At 63.5% G+C, this 14319-nt stretch carries 10 protein-coding genes and 1 pseudogene; 4 read left to right on the top strand and 7 right to left on the bottom strand.

Annotation, left to right across the window (positions count from 1 at the left end):
• Positions 1-47: 47 nt before the first annotated feature.
• The 5 genes from BKA10_RS14425 to BKA10_RS14405 form a co-directional block, all read right to left on the bottom strand.
• On the bottom strand, positions 48-3308 hold the full coding sequence (locus BKA10_RS14425; protein WP_183500603.1) for a discoidin domain-containing protein: 3261 nt from the start codon (positions 3306-3308) through the stop codon (positions 48-50).
• 36 nt (positions 3309-3344) lie between these two features.
• Positions 3345-4364: a glycoside hydrolase family protein gene (locus BKA10_RS14420; protein ID WP_183500602.1), complete on the bottom strand. Its 1020-nt coding sequence runs from the start codon at positions 4362-4364 to the stop codon at positions 3345-3347.
• A gap of 7 nt (positions 4365-4371) precedes the next feature.
• On the bottom strand, positions 4372-5244 hold the full coding sequence (locus BKA10_RS14415; protein ID WP_183500601.1) for a carbohydrate ABC transporter permease: 873 nt from the start codon (positions 5242-5244) through the stop codon (positions 4372-4374).
• The gene (locus tag BKA10_RS14410; protein WP_183500600.1) at positions 5241-6062 is read right to left on the bottom strand and encodes a carbohydrate ABC transporter permease; all 822 of its coding nucleotides are present in this window, start codon (positions 6060-6062) and stop codon (positions 5241-5243) included. The genes BKA10_RS14415 and BKA10_RS14410 overlap by 4 nt, the downstream gene beginning before the upstream one ends.
• Before the next feature lie 189 nt (positions 6063-6251).
• Positions 6252-7499: an ABC transporter substrate-binding protein gene (locus BKA10_RS14405; protein ID WP_183500599.1), complete on the bottom strand. Its 1248-nt coding sequence runs from the start codon at positions 7497-7499 to the stop codon at positions 6252-6254.
• A 142-nt stretch (positions 7500-7641) separates the two neighbouring features.
• Between BKA10_RS14405 and BKA10_RS14400 the strand changes: the two genes are divergently transcribed.
• Positions 7642-8745: a LacI family DNA-binding transcriptional regulator gene (locus BKA10_RS14400; RefSeq protein ID WP_183500598.1), complete on the top strand. Its 1104-nt coding sequence runs from the start codon at positions 7642-7644 to the stop codon at positions 8743-8745.
• Positions 8746-9093: 348 nt separating this feature from the next.
• Here the strand turns inward: BKA10_RS14400 and BKA10_RS14395 are convergent, their stop codons facing one another.
• On the bottom strand, positions 9094-10128 hold the full coding sequence (locus BKA10_RS14395) for an Abi family protein (RefSeq protein WP_183500597.1): 1035 nt from the start codon (positions 10126-10128) through the stop codon (positions 9094-9096).
• Positions 10129-10572: 444 nt separating this feature from the next.
• Here BKA10_RS14395 and istA point away from each other — a divergent pair, with 444 nt between their 5' ends.
• The 3 genes and pseudogenes from istA to BKA10_RS14380 form a co-directional block, all read left to right on the top strand.
• A complete protein-coding gene (istA, locus tag BKA10_RS14390; protein ID WP_183498613.1) occupies positions 10573-12135 on the top strand; it encodes an IS21 family transposase in 1563 nt (520 codons plus the stop codon).
• On the top strand, positions 12132-12878 hold the full coding sequence (locus BKA10_RS14385) for an ATP-binding protein (protein ID WP_183498614.1): 747 nt from the start codon (positions 12132-12134) through the stop codon (positions 12876-12878). Before istA ends, BKA10_RS14385 begins: the two co-directional genes overlap by 4 nt.
• A gap of 127 nt (positions 12879-13005) precedes the next feature.
• Positions 13006-13191: pseudogene (locus BKA10_RS14380) on the top strand (aminoglycoside 3'-phosphotransferase); the annotation flags it as partial.
• A 24-nt stretch (positions 13192-13215) separates the two neighbouring features.
• Here the strand turns inward: BKA10_RS14380 and BKA10_RS14375 are convergent.
• Positions 13216-14295: a DNA polymerase IV gene (locus BKA10_RS14375; RefSeq protein WP_183500596.1), complete on the bottom strand. Its 1080-nt coding sequence runs from the start codon at positions 14293-14295 to the stop codon at positions 13216-13218.
• Positions 14296-14319 lie beyond the last annotated feature (24 nt).

Below are 14319 nucleotides of genomic sequence, written 5' to 3'. Positions count from 1 at the left end.
CTTCGACTACGAGATTTCCTCCTACTCCTGGAGACGGATACTCCGAGCTAGGGCGTAAGCGAGATCGAGTACTCCGTCTCGCCGACCTGTGCGGAGGAGTACGAGAGTTCCCCTTCGGCTGTTGCGGTCACGGTCACGACGGTGGTTCCCGTCGTGGGGTTGGTGACTTGAACGTCGTAGTCGGTGTGGGGGGCGAGATCACGCCACTGCAAAACGACGGGGTATCCGCTTTGGTCCGTGTTGACTGTACGAGTGTCGCTGTCAACGATCGCGAGATCGAACTGGTGACCTTGGGTGTGGTAGCTGAGTTCGGCACCATCGAGGTCGCTGTGTGGGATTGGACCGAAAACGAGGTGGTCTGCCGCTGGCCTGATGCCCAACAGCTGCGTATACAGTCCTGCGGCAGGACGTGCGTTTGCCGCGAACCATGGCTCTCGCCGCCTGTCGACGGACATGTCCCAGTTGTACGTGTTGTACACGAGTTGATCGATGTCGTACTGCGCCGCGAGTTCAGCGAGCAGATCGGTCGCGCGTTCATACTCCCCGACACTCACATAGGCACTCATCATCTCAAGCGTCATCTGCGGGAAGACGTTGCCGTTGAGGTATGAGGGGAATGCGTTGGTGTTCTCTCCGCCGGTGTAGTTGAGTCGCTGCGCCGGGAAGAGGGTAAGCGCGTTGCTGTCGTAGAACGAGCTGTATTCGTCCATGATGGCTTCCGCTCGTGACTCATCCGCAACCCCGAAGCTCACAGCTGTCGCATTGTCGTGCACGTGCGCGACGTCGCCTCGGACGTTGCCTGCAAGGTCACGCGAGTGCACGTACGAGTTCGTTGTCGATGACCAGAAGCCGCCGGCCGTAGTGTCGGTGTTGAGTGTGGTCGAGATCTGATCGGCACGAGCACGATATTGGGCTGCGAGGGTGGCGTCTGCAAAGACATCCTCTTCGAGTTGCGCCCAGTCGTTCAGTGCCTTGTAGAGGAAGATATTGGCGTACGCGCTCTCTTGGCCGATCTGTGTCTGATCATCCCACTGTGTGATGCCGACGCCGAACGACTCGACAAGTCCGTTGGAGTTGGTGTCGCGCGCAAGAACCCAGTCCAGAGAGTCCCGAACGCTCGGTGCGACCTCCAGCAACCATTCGTCATCGCCCGACAGGTGGTAGATCGACGCAACGCCCGCGACATACTGACCGTACGTGTCGAAGAAGTAGTCCTTGTACCACGAGGTGTTCCGCGCGCTCACCGCCCACAATTGTCCGGTGCCATGGATCGGGTAGTTCTCGTTCTTGATGAATCGAACGAAGTTCTTGAGCGTGTTGAGGTAGCCCTCGTCCCCCGAAGCCTGCAGGGCTGTCGCGTTCTGGGCATACCACCACGTCTCGTACGGACCCATGCCACTCACGTCCGTGTCGCCCATTCCCACGTTGAGGTCAATCACAGAGGAGCGCAGGAGGTCGTTGAGCATGCCCGAGATGGTCTCCGAGCTCATTCCCATGGCAGCGGGAATCTCGAGTGTGTCGTAGTAGTGTGCCAACGGTCGATCGCCCGAGAAGGTCATCGCTATCGAATCCGTGTGTTCGGCGGCCACACTGGGCTGACTGAAGCGCTCGGTCTGAAAGACGGCCAGGGGCAGGTAGGTCCCGGAGGGGTGCGACAGGGTGGGAGCCACCGCGAAGTCCAGTTCTAACGAGCGCTCGCCAGCCGGGTTCGGGTCGCGATGCATCACGAGACCCTTCTCCCCACTAGAGGCAGCGCGGATGCTGAGAATTCGGTCGTTGGCCTTGTCGACGAGGTCGACATCGGTCGTGTAGATCGCGTACTGCGTATTGCCGAACCAGCTTCCCGTCGGGTGCTCTGGCAGCGGCTCTGCTGACAGGAATCTGTTCGTGTCACGGTTGGCATCAAGCAGAATGAGGCTTCCACCGTCTTCGACGCGCTGCACGGCGTCGAACGCTTTCTCGTGAAACCCAAGCCCAACGAACGTCTGGTCTCTCACGTTCGTCGCAACATCGAAGGTGCGATCGATCTCCACGGAGATACCTTCAGGCGCCACGTCGAACGACCATTCTTCCGAGACGATCCCACCGTAGCTCACGTCGCTGAACACGACGGACGATCCGGAAACAGTCAGCGTCGGCGACGAAGAAAGGTCATGCGTACCGACCCACGTTGACCCCACGGGCGTGCCGGATTCAGCGGCAACGAGCTCGGTCACTCCGCTGCGATACGACCCGGCGTGCACCATCGTCAACCGCACCTGTGAGGTGTTCACCGGGTCGAAGCTCACGGTGTTCGTGGTGTTTCCCGTCGGAGATGACGGCACGCGGCCAACACCGGTTACGGCGGCCCATGCCGCGCCGTCCCAATAGTCCACCGTGTACGAAGATGGTGCACGAACGGCGCCCGCATCTTCAAAGAAGTCAATGTGGAGTTCGTCCACCGTGATGATCGATCCCAGATCCACTGTGATCCAGTCTGACGCGTTGGGTGACTTGTATGCCGTCCAGCGGTTGCGTGGTGACTCGGTGTACGACACGATTCCGTCTGTCACTTGTGCGACCGAATCCCCCGTGTAGGTATACGAGGCCTGCGGCGCAGACCCCGGAAGAACTGCAGATACCGCAGGGTGAGCGGGATCGAGCGTTTCCACCTGCTGAGCCGGGCCGACAACCTCAATCTCCGTCACCCCAGTCGCGCCACCAGACTTCTCCAGCCACAACCTCACGCGATCCGTGCGCTGCGTGATGAACCTGAGCTCATTGACCGAACCAGCCGTGGGAGTCGCCGGAGCCGATGTGGCACCGGCAACCGACTGCCATGCTCCATCAACCCACACCTCGGCCCACATCGCGGCGGGAGCGACGACCCCGCCGCCGTCTGCCCAGACCGAGACATCGAGGCCAGAAACGAACTGCTCATCGCCCAGTCGCAGCTCAATCCAGTCTTCGTCGTTCGCAGACCTGTACGACGTCCAACGGTTGCGGGGACTTTCTCCGAACGAGACCTGCCCATCGAATACCTGACCCACGGAGTCAAGGGAGAAGGTGTACGACGCCTGCGCGGATGTGATCGGCACCAGCTCCTCTTCGGCATCGCCCAGTCGGAGCGAGGTGATACGAAGAGCATCGTGATAGTCGATGACCATCGCGACATCGTCAGAGACAAGTTCTACCTGTTGCGCTGCTTCGTCAACCCGAACATCCGCGGGTGCCGCAGCGACGGCTGGCGCCTGCCCCGTCGCGCTGACGAGGCCCACCGCCATTGCGAGTGCGGCGCAGGCCATGAGTGGGCGTGAGGAACTTACCATCGTGATCTCCTTTGATCGTGTCGAGCACTTGGGTGGCTACGCGCTGGTTGCCCGGGAAATGCCGCGCGCAGCGCGTTCGAGTGTGTACGGTGCACCGGGCAAGGAGACGGCGCAGTAGTAATGCTCAAGCCGCCCGTCCCAGTAGACGACGGCGGGCTTATGTGCGTGTTGCGCGTCGATCTCCCCGGGCGTTCCGACGTCCAGCAGGAGGTCAGCGGACTTTGTCCAGGTCACCAGGTCACGCGATGTCGCGTAGCCCTCCCGCGCGTGACCGTCCCCGGCAAGACCGAAGTAGAACATGACCCAGTGGTCTGCGTCGCGCAGGACACAAGGATCGGATGCGAACCTCTCATCGAAAGCCCCGGCGCCACCGACGGGCAAGACCGGCTGAGTTCCGACGCGAGTCCAGGTCCTGAGATCGGTGGATGTGGCAAGCCCCGTCTGTTCAATCCACGCCGGCGGCACCGCGATCGAACCGAAGTCATCGACTTCTTTCGCGTTGTAAAAGAGGTGAAAGACACCGTCGACCAGCATGAGCCACGACTTGTAGAGTCCGCCTCGCTCCCAGGGCGCACCATCCTCCGCGTGAAGGGTTGTGCCAAAGTCTTCCCAACTGAGCAAGTCGCGGCTGCGCACGATCCCGATCATTCCGGGCCCGGCTTCGTAGCCTTGGGCGGGATATGCGTGATAGGTGCCGTAGTACCACCCGTCGATGCGCAGAAGCTCGCCGGATGACCAGAGATCGTTGTCGCGCACGATCGAGGTGAGGGCGGCGTTGAACCGACGGTGGGGATGATGGGGGTCGCGCGCGAGAATGATCGCCTCGTGGTGCCAGCTGCCGTCGGGTTGCTGCCATGCCAGGGCTGTCTGATACCCGTCGCCATCCCACCCGACATAGGTCATCCCGCGCCTGCCGTCGACCGTAAAGACGAACGGGCAGTCCACGGCGTGAGAGTCAAAGCGTCCCGCGACCCCCGACGGCGTGACGATCAGCCGCCCTTCTCGGTGCGGGGTGTGGATGCGATGTGAGGGGTATGTCTGGGTCGAAATGGTCATCCGGCGCCTACTTTCCTGCACCGGCGATCAGACCGGATACGTAGTACTTCTGAAGAGCGATGAACAACACGATGCAGGGCATCATGGTGACGGTGATGCCTGCTTGCAGGGCACCCCAGTCGATGGTGTTGAGGGGTCCGCTTTGCGCGTTGACGAGCGCAATCGGGAGAGTGAACATCGCGTTGTCGTTGAGCAACACGAGCGCCGCGATGAACTCATTCCAGCCCGCGAGGAAGGCAAACAGCGCAACGGTGACCATGCCCGGTGCCACGAGGGGCAACAACAAGCGGTAGAGGGCACTGATCGGGGTGCAGCCGTCGATCTCGCTTGCTTCGATGATCTCGCCGGGAATGCTCTCGAACGAGTTCTTCATCATGTAGATGGCAAACGGCATCTGGAACGTGGAGTAGATCAGCGCCAGCCCGAACAGGGAGTTGGTAAGGCCGAACCAGATCATGACGGTGAACAGCGACACCAGCAACGCGGGGTAGGGCACAAGAAGCATCCCGACCGTGAGGCCGAACAGCGCACCCTTGCCCGGGAAGCGAAAGCGGGCGAAAGCGTAGCCTCCGAGGGTCGCGACCACCGTGGTGATGGCCACGGTCATGAGGGTGACCATGAGCGAATTCGTGACATACAGCCACAGCGATCCCGAGCTCCCGCCGAGTTTCTCGTAGCTGTCGAAGCTCAGCTCGCTCGGCCACCAGACCGGCGGCGACGCGTTGGCCTCGGCGAAGGGCTTGAAACTGCCGATCACCGTCCAGACAACGGGAAAGGCGAAGAGCGCCGCAAGCACCCCGGCCACAAGGGGGCGAATGCCACGCTTTGCTTCCGGGCGCCGACGGGTTGCGGCATCGCCGCGTGTGGAGAGGAGGGTCATGAGGCGGCCTTTCCGCGCTGCAAGCGCACCTGTATGACCGTGAAGACGGCCATGATGGCGACGATGACGACGGCGATGGCGGCGGCATATCCGCGGTCAAAGCTGACGAATGCCGCGTTGTAGAGGTAGTAGACAACGGTCACGGTCGATCCGTCGGGACCGCCCTTGGTCATCGTGTAGAACTGGTCGAACGCCAAGAACGTCGTCGTCACGGTTATCAAAATCACCAGCGAGAGCGGTTTGGCAATGAGCGGCAGAGTGATCCGGGTGAGGGTGTGCCACGCATTGGCGCCATCCAGACGAGCGGCCTCGTAGATCTCCGGTGAGATCGAGTCCATGCCGATCAGCAGCACGAGCATGGCGAGTCCGGCTGTCTTCCATACCGTCATGATCACGACGATGGCGAGCGTGGATGAGGGTTCGGCAAACCAATCGACGTCGCTTGACGCGAGGCCAAGCTGCTGGGCGATCCAGGGCAAGATCCCGGTGCGCGCGTTGCTCATCGAAAGCCACAGCAACCCCGCGGGGACGAACCCGATCGTCACCGGCGCAAAGAGCGCCGCGCGGCTGGCGGTGCGGCCGAAAAAGCGCGGTCGCACCAGCAGGGCAAGGCCCAGTGACAGGGCGATTCCCACGACCGAGGTGATGACCGTGTAGGTGAGAGTGAAAACGACCGCGTCGCCGAACCTGGACTGTTGTAGCAGGTCTGCGTAGTTGGCAAGGCCTACAGGCTCCGGCTGACCGAAGGTGGGCCAGTCGAAGAAGGACATCCAGATCGTCAGTGCGAACGGAACCAGAAAGAACAGCACGACCAGCACGGCGCTCGGTGTTACCAATGCCCAGCCGGCGATCGCTTCGCGTCGCGCCGCCGACGCGCGTCGGCGTGGGCGGGGTGTGACGGGGGCTTGATGCGGTGGGGGCGACGTTGTCGTGGGCTCAGCCGTGAAAGTCAAGGGGTCTCCTCAGGGGAAGGGCCGGTCGGTGTGATGCCGACCGGCCCATAGGTGCTACTGCGTGATTTCGTCGGCGCGAATCTGCGCTGTCTGCGTTGCTTTTACGGGATCGACGCCGTTGAACATGACGTCTTGCACCATTTCGAGCCACGGACCCTGCGCCGAGGCGACAACGTCGTTGTACCAGGGCGAGACGTAGGTCTGGCCGGACTTGACGAGCTCGGCGGGAATCGTGAACTGCTCTCCCAGCGATGCCGGCGCCTGCGTGTCGGTGCGCGGCGGGATCGCCGGCAGCGAGAAGTAGACATCTTCGGATGTGCTGAGCGAGGTGAGCCAGTTGACGAAGTCCCACGCCTCGTTGAGGTTCTGCGACGAACCGGCGACCGAGAGGGCGTCGCCGCCTGAGAAGGTGGCCCACTCTCCCTCAACCGGTCCGGGAATGGGGGCAAGACCGAAATCGAACTCGGGGTCGATTCCGATCGTCGAGGTGTTCACGCCGTTTCCACCGGCGAAGTTGATGCCGGTCTTTCCCGCGGCGAACACCGCGAAGAAGCCTTCTCCCGTGTCGGTCTTGGACGAGGGCGAGATGGTGCCCGCGTCAGAGAGCCCCTGCAAGAACGCCAGCGCGTCTTGCACGTCGGGGGTGTCGTAGTGGAACTTACCCTCTGAATCGACGACCTCGGCGCCCTGCGCCCAGAAGAGTGGGCTCAGCGTGTACGAGAGGCATCCTGAGCATCCACCGCTGACATAGAAGCCTTGGTAGTCGTCGCCCAGTTCGCTCACGGCGAGCGCGGCCTCAGCGATGCCTTCCCAGGTGGTCGGCGGCGCTTCGGGGTCAAGGCCTGCCTGCTCGAAGAGGTCCTTGTTATAGAGGTACAGGCTGGTGTCGGCGACATAGGGGACGCCGTAGACGCTGCCGTCGTGAGTGGATGCCTGGATGTGCGCGGGGGTGAGGTGTCCGGCGGCACCGCTTTGTTCGAGCAACTCGGTGAGGTCGAGCAACGCGCCGGTGTCGATCACCTGGGGCATGAAGACAAGGTCGGTTGCCAGCAGATCAGGCAGCGAGTCCGTCTGCGCGGCCTGCGCGAACTTCGTCATGTACTGGTCAGCGGGCACGTGAGTGACCGTGACCTGGTTGTCGTGGGTCTCGTTGTATGCGGCAACGACCTCGTCAGTGACGGCCTCGTTGCCCGGACGCACCCAGAGGTTGAGTTCAGCACCAGTATCGGCTGCCGTGATCTCGGTGGTGTCGGGGGCGTCTGCGCTACCGCTAGAACACGCGGTGACTGCGGCGGCAAGCATTCCAATGCCCGCAAGCCCCGCGAGGACTCGAGTTGGATGTACTCTCATAAAAACTCCATTGTTCGTGAGTGATGCAGCTAGGAAATATTTCCGTAATATCGGCAAATGTTTCCTTCAAGTGCGAAGCTACAGTATTCGAACAGTGAAGATCAAGGCAGAGGCACAGAAAAGTCGACACGGAGGCGGTCGGAAAACTTTCCTAACTTGCTACACTGCAGCCATGGTTGAACCTACCCCGACCGGAGGAACCGGCCGAAAAGTAACGGCCAAAGACGTCGCCGCGGCCGCCGGCGTCACCGTCGGCACTGTATCGAAAGCACTCTCGGGCAACGGCTCTGTGAACGAGGCAACGCGGCGTCGCATCATCGAGCGGGCACAAGAACTCGGCTATGAGGGCCGCTCTCCCCGTCAGCAGAAAGCGTCCGCACGCATGATCGGGCTCATCACGAGCGATCAGTTCGGCCGCCTGACCGTGCCCGTCGTTCTCGGAGCGATTGATACCTTGGCAGAGCACGAGATCGCACTGATCGTCTGCGATGGACGCGGGGATGCGATTCGTGAGCAGCATTTTATCGATTCGCTTCTTCGTCGGGACGTGGATGGCATCCTCGTCACGGGCACCGGAATATCTGCCCGCAATTCGATCGGACGACAGCCCGTGCCTGTCATCTACGCGCTGGCGTGGTCCCGTTCAGCCGACGACGTGTCGATCATCCCGGATGACACCGGCGGTGTCGCGGCTGCGACCCGCCACCTGTTGGCCACCGACCGCCGCCGTCTTGCGTTTGTGTCAGGTCCCAGCAACGTCGACGACAGCACTGCAGCACGCTTGTCGGCCATCAGCTCAGAACTCGCCGTGCACGGTCTCGAGCTCGCCCACGAACCGCTGTTTGGGGAGTGGACGGAGAGTTGGGGGCGACTGGCGGCAACCCAGCTGCTGGCCTCGGGCCATGATGTCGACGGCATCATCTGCGGGAACGACCAGCTCGCGCGCGGCGTTGTCGAAGCCCTCACCGAACGGGGTCGCGCCGTGCCGCGCGATGTGGCGGTCGTAGGTCTCGACAATTGGGACGTCATGGTCGAAGCGACGAACCCGCACTTGTCTACCGTCGATCTGAACCTCACCGATGTCGGTCACGCCGCCGCGAACGAACTTCTCCGAGCGGTGACCGAGGGCCGAGGTCCCGGTGGGATTCGACGCGTACCCACGCGATTCATCCCCCGCGCCTCAAGTGCGGCGCGATAGCGCGCGCTGGACACAGCAGAAAGCACGCAGCAATCCGAGAGCGGCAAACACCGCAGCCCCAATGCCGACCAGCGCCGCAGCTGTGACGGTACTGAAGCGCACCGGCACCAACCCTGCCAGCCAACCCCCGGTCGGCCAATCACAGACTTACAGGCGCTTCGCTTCCCACTGTCACATCGGCCTCAAATTCGAGCGTCGTCGACAAACGTCCGCCCAGGCCGACCAGTCGGACGGGGTAACATCCCTCGATCAACAACCACTGCGCATCCGAGAGCATCTGAAACCGCGACATGAACCCAAGCTCCCAGCCCCACCACTCAACCTTTGTTAGACGGGCGTGAGGACCTCCTACCGCGATGCGGCGTTGGCGCCACTCCAGAGCTGCAATTGCTCCCAATTGACAGGGAATCCCATGCTCCGCTCTCGCGAGACCACGCCCGTGCCGTCCGGAGCATGCAGCTCGATGTCCAATTTTTTCGCCTGCGTCTTGAACGTCATATGCCAGTTCGTGCCGGCGTCGTGAGAGCGAAGCATGAAAGCGAGCACCGCGGCATAGATATACACACGCTGCTGCGGCTTGGGCGACGTCGTGAAGGACTCACCTACGACGTGGTCGAGCAGATCGCCCTTGGTCTCGTGAACCTTCAGGGAGAGGGATCGCTTGAAAGCTCGGTTGAACAAGCGGGAACCGTGAGCACACGTGTTGCGAAGATCAACCATCATTCGGAGTACCGCCCCAAAGGGGCGCGGGTGCTCGAAACCGAAGGATCGGGCGACCTCGCGCGCATCCTCCGTCTTCATCAGTTCGAAAAGGAACGGCAGCTTTCCGAAGCTCAGGGCCTCGGTGAGCGCCCAGATCGGTACCGGTTGCTCCGGGTACTTGAGAAGGTGATGAGCGATGAAATCTTCATCCTCGGCCGCGGCGGTGATAGCGGCCTCGCACGTCTCCATCCACGCCTCGAACTTCGTCCCGTCCTTGGCTGGCCGACTGCACATCCGTTCGTCGAGGCAGTCGATGCGAGTGTGCGCCGAGATGTCTTGCGCCGCCAGCGTGTGGGCGATAGCCGCACGAACGCGTACTTCGAAGTCGAGCAGACCCTCAAGACAGACGCGCGCAAGTTTGAAGTCGAAAGCCTCGAGCTGAACGACGTGATCGAAGCTGGCGCCCGCCACGTACCGGTCCGAGCGGAACTCCCGAAGCTTCGGGTTGATTTGCTCAGAAGGCAGGAGCTCGCGCAGAACGTAGCGGTACGCTCCCGAGCGAAAGTAGCCAACGCGGGTCAGGAACCGCAGGGCAGCGGATGGGTCTGGGACCTCGAGACCACGCTCGACAAGCTGATCCAACAACTCATCGCGTTCCTTGAAATCCTTGGTGTACTCCACAACTCAACGTATACCGCACAATGAAAATCGCCCCCTTGAGCCGAAGCTCAGAGGGGGGCGATGTCTGATACCGCAAACGTAGCACAGCACGCCGACAGGGAGCTGTAAAGAGACAAGCAGCGCTCACGACGAGCGGGCGTGTCAGCGCTGATGACTACATTGCGAGGAGCAAGTGGCGACCGACGAAGGGGTGAGATGAACTCCCTACAAGGGCCGATCATCCCGGATCTTCACACCGACGAACTTCGCGATCTACCAGCAATCGGCGACGACGGCCAGTGGTGAGTATTCGCTCCTCTGAGGGCCACTGATATTGCGGTTCAGGGCCACTCGCTCATCGACGCGATCGTGTCGGTGAGGGCCACCGAATATTGGGGTTGAGGGCCACCGTTCCTAGGCTCCTTCTGCCGCGTGGCCAATCACACGGCAGAAGGAGTGATTCGGATGGTACGCAAGATCAAGGCGAAGCTGGTGCTTCGGCTTCGCGCGGAGGGGTTCACGGGGAGGCAGATCGCCGCGCAGGGCATGTCCCGGACGAGTGTGGCGGCGGTCATCGACGCCGCCGACCGGGAAGGGATCGGTTGGGACGACGTCGCCAAGCTCGAGGAAGCGGACGTGTATGCGCGGCTGTTTCCTGGTCGTGGTGAACATGACAGCGTTCACGCGCAGCCGGACTGGGACAGGGTGCACCGGGAGCTCGCGCGGGTCGGGGTGACGCTGAAGCTGCTGCATGGCGAGTATGTCGACGCCTGCCGGGCGGCGGGATCGACGGCGATGGGATACGACAGGTTCTGCAAGGCCTACCAGCAGCACGTCCTCATCTCCGGGGCGGCGTCGCGGGTGGGGCACAAGGCGGGGCAGACGGTCGAGGTCGACTGGTCGGGCAAGACGATGCAGCTGACCGACCCGGTCACCGGGCAGCAGACGCGGGTCTACTTGTTCGTTGCGACGCTGCCGTTCTCCCGCTACTCGTTCGTGGAGCCGACGCTGGACATGCAGCAGGACGCCTGGTTGCGCGCGCACGTGTCGATGTTCGACTGGTTCGGCGGGAGTGTCCCGCGTGTCGTCCCGGACAACCTCAAGACCGGGGTGCTGAAGCACCCGGCGGAAGGTGAGGTGGTGCTCAACGATGCGTATCGGGAACTCGCGGCGCACTACTCCGCGGCGGTGCTCCCGGGGCGGGTGAAGAAGCCGAAAGACAAGGCCAGTGTCGAGAACACGGTCGGGAACGTCGCGACCTGGGTGATCGCATCCCTCCGCGACCGAAGCTTCGCGAGCTTGGCGGAGTTGCGGGCGGTCGTCTACGAACGCGTGGCCGCTTACAACGCGGAGCCGTTCCAAAAGCGCGCCGGGTCAAGGCTGAGCGTGTTCGACTCGGAGGAGAAGCCGCTGCTGCGGCCGCTTCCGGTGGTCCCGTTTGAGATCTCGAGGTGGTTCTACCGGCGCCGGGTTCAGAAGAACGGGCACGTCGTGTTCGAGCGCAACTTCTACTCCGTGCCCTACCCGAACATCGGTCGGAGTGTTGATCTGCGGGTCACCGACACCACGGTCGAGATCTTCGCCGGGCAGGAGCGGCTGACGAGCCACCTGCTCGCTCCGGTCGGGATGGTGAACGAGTATCGCACCCACGACAGCGATCTGCCCGACGGTCCCCGCTACCGGCAATGGGACGCCGAACGTGTTCGCGAGTGGGCGGGCCGGATCGGGGAGGACACCACGATCGTGGTGAATCGGATCTTCGAGTCCGTGCCCGTCGACGAGCAGGGCCTGGACGCGGCTTTGGCGGTGTTGCGGCTCACCCGCCGCTACTCCGCCGCTCGGGTCGAAGCCGCCGCCGGGATCGCCCTCGCGTCCCGGGTGAGATCTCCGCGCTACGCGCATCTGCGGCCCATCCTCGAGACGAACCAGGACCAACCCGACGGGAGGAGCCCATGGGCTGAACCCGCGACTACGGGGCCGACCGGATACGTCCGCGGCGCGGACTACTACGCCGGTGACATCCGATGAGCCGGCTCGACTCGGAGACGAAGCGGAAGCTGCGTGAGATGGGGGTGACGTCGCTGGTCGACGCGTTCGAGGTCCAGGACGACAGCCTCACGTTGGGAATGGCGTTCGAAGAACGCGTCAAGCTCGCCGTCGACGACGCCCACGCCACCTTCACCCACGCCAAGGTCGAAGGCCTCATCCGGCGGGCCGGTCTCCGCTACCCGAACGCGGACCTGCGGCGAGTCGACCTGCTCGAGCAGCGGGGTCTTGACCGCGGGGTGATCGCGCAACTCGGCACCTGCCAGTTCATCACCCGGCAGCAGAACGTCGTCTTCCAAGGCTTCACCGGGTCCGGGAAGAGCTACCTCGGATCGGCGTTGGCGAAGCAGGCCTGTCAGCACCGCTACCGGGCGCACTACATCCGCATGCCCGACCTCGAAGAATCCTGGGCCACCGCCCGCGACCGGCCCGCGGGGAAGGAGAAGTGGCTCCGCAAATACGCGGCGTTCACGCTCCTCGTGATCGACGAATGGCTCCTCGACAACCCCGATGACAGCGTTCGCGGCATGCTGCTCGAGCTGCTCGAGCGCCGCTACGACGCCACCTCGACGGTGTTCTGCACCCAGTACGCGAAGAAGGACTGGCACCAACGCCTCGGCGGCGGAGTCCACGCCGACGCGATCATGGACCGCATCGTCCACAACACCATCTGGATCGAGACCGGCAGCACCAACATGCGCGAACACACCGCCAGGACGGCCTGACCGGCGCCGGTGAGCGTTGCCATCACCGGGTGGCGCTCACCGGCAATACCGGGCGGCCCTGAATCGCAATATCGAGTGGCACTGAACCCCAATATCGACTGGCCCTCAACCCTTCAAATACTCACAGTGGCTCGCACACGTCGACCTCGGCGCCCTCGGGGTGGGCGACCGCTGGGCCGATATCGCCGTGGCATCCATGAGCACCCAGTGGAACTACGGTCCGGGGTGGGAGGACGCCCTCATCGAGGCGTACGGGGTCGAGCCCGACGGCGAGCGCCTCGCCTACTACCGCGACCTGTGGAACGCGACCTGACATCGGGCCCCGAGCACCGGCCGTTCACCACCCGCCGCGGGTCGGGGTGTGACCCTCCCGGGCGTCGTCGGGCATGGCCATCTCGGCCCGCACGCCGAGCAGCCGGAGGGGCCGCTCGGGCTCGATGCGATCGACGAGCTTCATCGTCTCGGCCGTGACCACGGCGCGGTCGAACGTCGCGTCGATCTTGTGCACCAACGTCTTCGTCATGAACGGCGCATAGCGCACCTTGAGCCCGACACCGACGACGGGGCGACCTTCGGCGGCGACGTCCTCGAGCACCTGTGCGAGAAGATCCTGCGCGGCCTGTTCGATGTCTGACCGCACGGTGAGGTCGCGCTGGAAGGTGGTCTCCCGCCCGTGGCCGCGTGCCACCCACGGGGTGTCGTCGACGACGGCGGAGCCCTCGCCCCGGCCGAGCGTGCGGTACCAGGGGCCCATCTTCGGCCCGAACTCCGCCGCCAGCACGGCATCGTCGGCGGCCGCGAGCTCTGTGACGGTGTGGATGTCGTGGCTCGCCAGCCGCTTGGAGATCTTGCTTCCGACGCCCCACAGCTCGATCGTCGGCCGGTTGCCCATGACCTCGAGCCAGTTGTCGGCGGTGAGCCGGAAGGTGCCCTGCGGCTTGCCGAAGTCGGTCGCGTTCTTCGCGCGGATGAGGGTGTCGCCGATTCCGACGCTGCAGTGCAGCTGCGTGCGTTCGAGCACCGCCTCCTGAATCTGCCGCGCAGCGGCTTCGGGATCGTCGGTCGTGACACCGACGAAGGCCTCATCCCAGCCGAGGACCTGGACGACGGCACCGGGCTGCGCCCGCAGCGTGGCCATGACCTCTTCCGACGCCGCCGTATACGCGGCGGCGTCGACCGGAAGGATGATCGCGTCAGGTGCCCTGCGCGCGGCGATGCGCAGCGGCATCCCCGACCCCACCCCGAGCGCGCGGGCCTCGTACGACGCCGTCGAGACCACCGCCCGCTCGGTGGGATCGCCGCGACCACCCACGATGACCTGCCGGCCGGCGAGCTCGGGCCGCCGCAGCACCTCGACGGCGGCGATGAACTGGTCGAGGTCGACGTGCAGCACCCACCCACGAGCGGAGCCTGTCATGCGACCAGTGTGCCGCAGTGGGAC

The organism is Microbacterium invictum, from assembly GCF_014197265.1.
GTDB lineage: Bacteria > Actinomycetota > Actinomycetes > Actinomycetales > Microbacteriaceae > Microbacterium > Microbacterium invictum.
This window is presented reverse-complemented; position numbering and strand designations above follow the sequence as displayed.

Excerpts from the sequence above, each read along its gene's own strand:
- BKA10_RS14425 (WP_183500603.1), bottom strand. The coding sequence starts at position 3,308 with ATGGTAAGTTCCTCACGCCCACTCATGGCCTGCGCCGCACTCGCAATG.
- BKA10_RS14420 (WP_183500602.1), bottom strand. The coding sequence starts at position 4,364 with ATGACCATTTCGACCCAGACATACCCCTCACATCGCATCCACACCCCG.
- BKA10_RS14415 (WP_183500601.1), bottom strand. The coding sequence starts at position 5,244 with ATGACCCTCCTCTCCACACGCGGCGATGCCGCAACCCGTCGGCGCCCG.
- BKA10_RS14405 (WP_183500599.1), bottom strand. The coding sequence starts at position 7,499 with ATGCTTGCCGCCGCAGTCACCGCGTGTTCTAGCGGTAGCGCAGACGCC.
- istA (WP_183498613.1), top strand. The coding sequence starts at position 10,573 with ATGGTACGCAAGATCAAGGCGAAGCTGGTGCTTCGGCTTCGCGCGGAG.
- BKA10_RS14385 (WP_183498614.1), top strand. The coding sequence starts at position 12,132 with ATGAGCCGGCTCGACTCGGAGACGAAGCGGAAGCTGCGTGAGATGGGG.
- BKA10_RS14375 (WP_183500596.1), bottom strand. The coding sequence starts at position 14,295 with ATGACAGGCTCCGCTCGTGGGTGGGTGCTGCACGTCGACCTCGACCAG.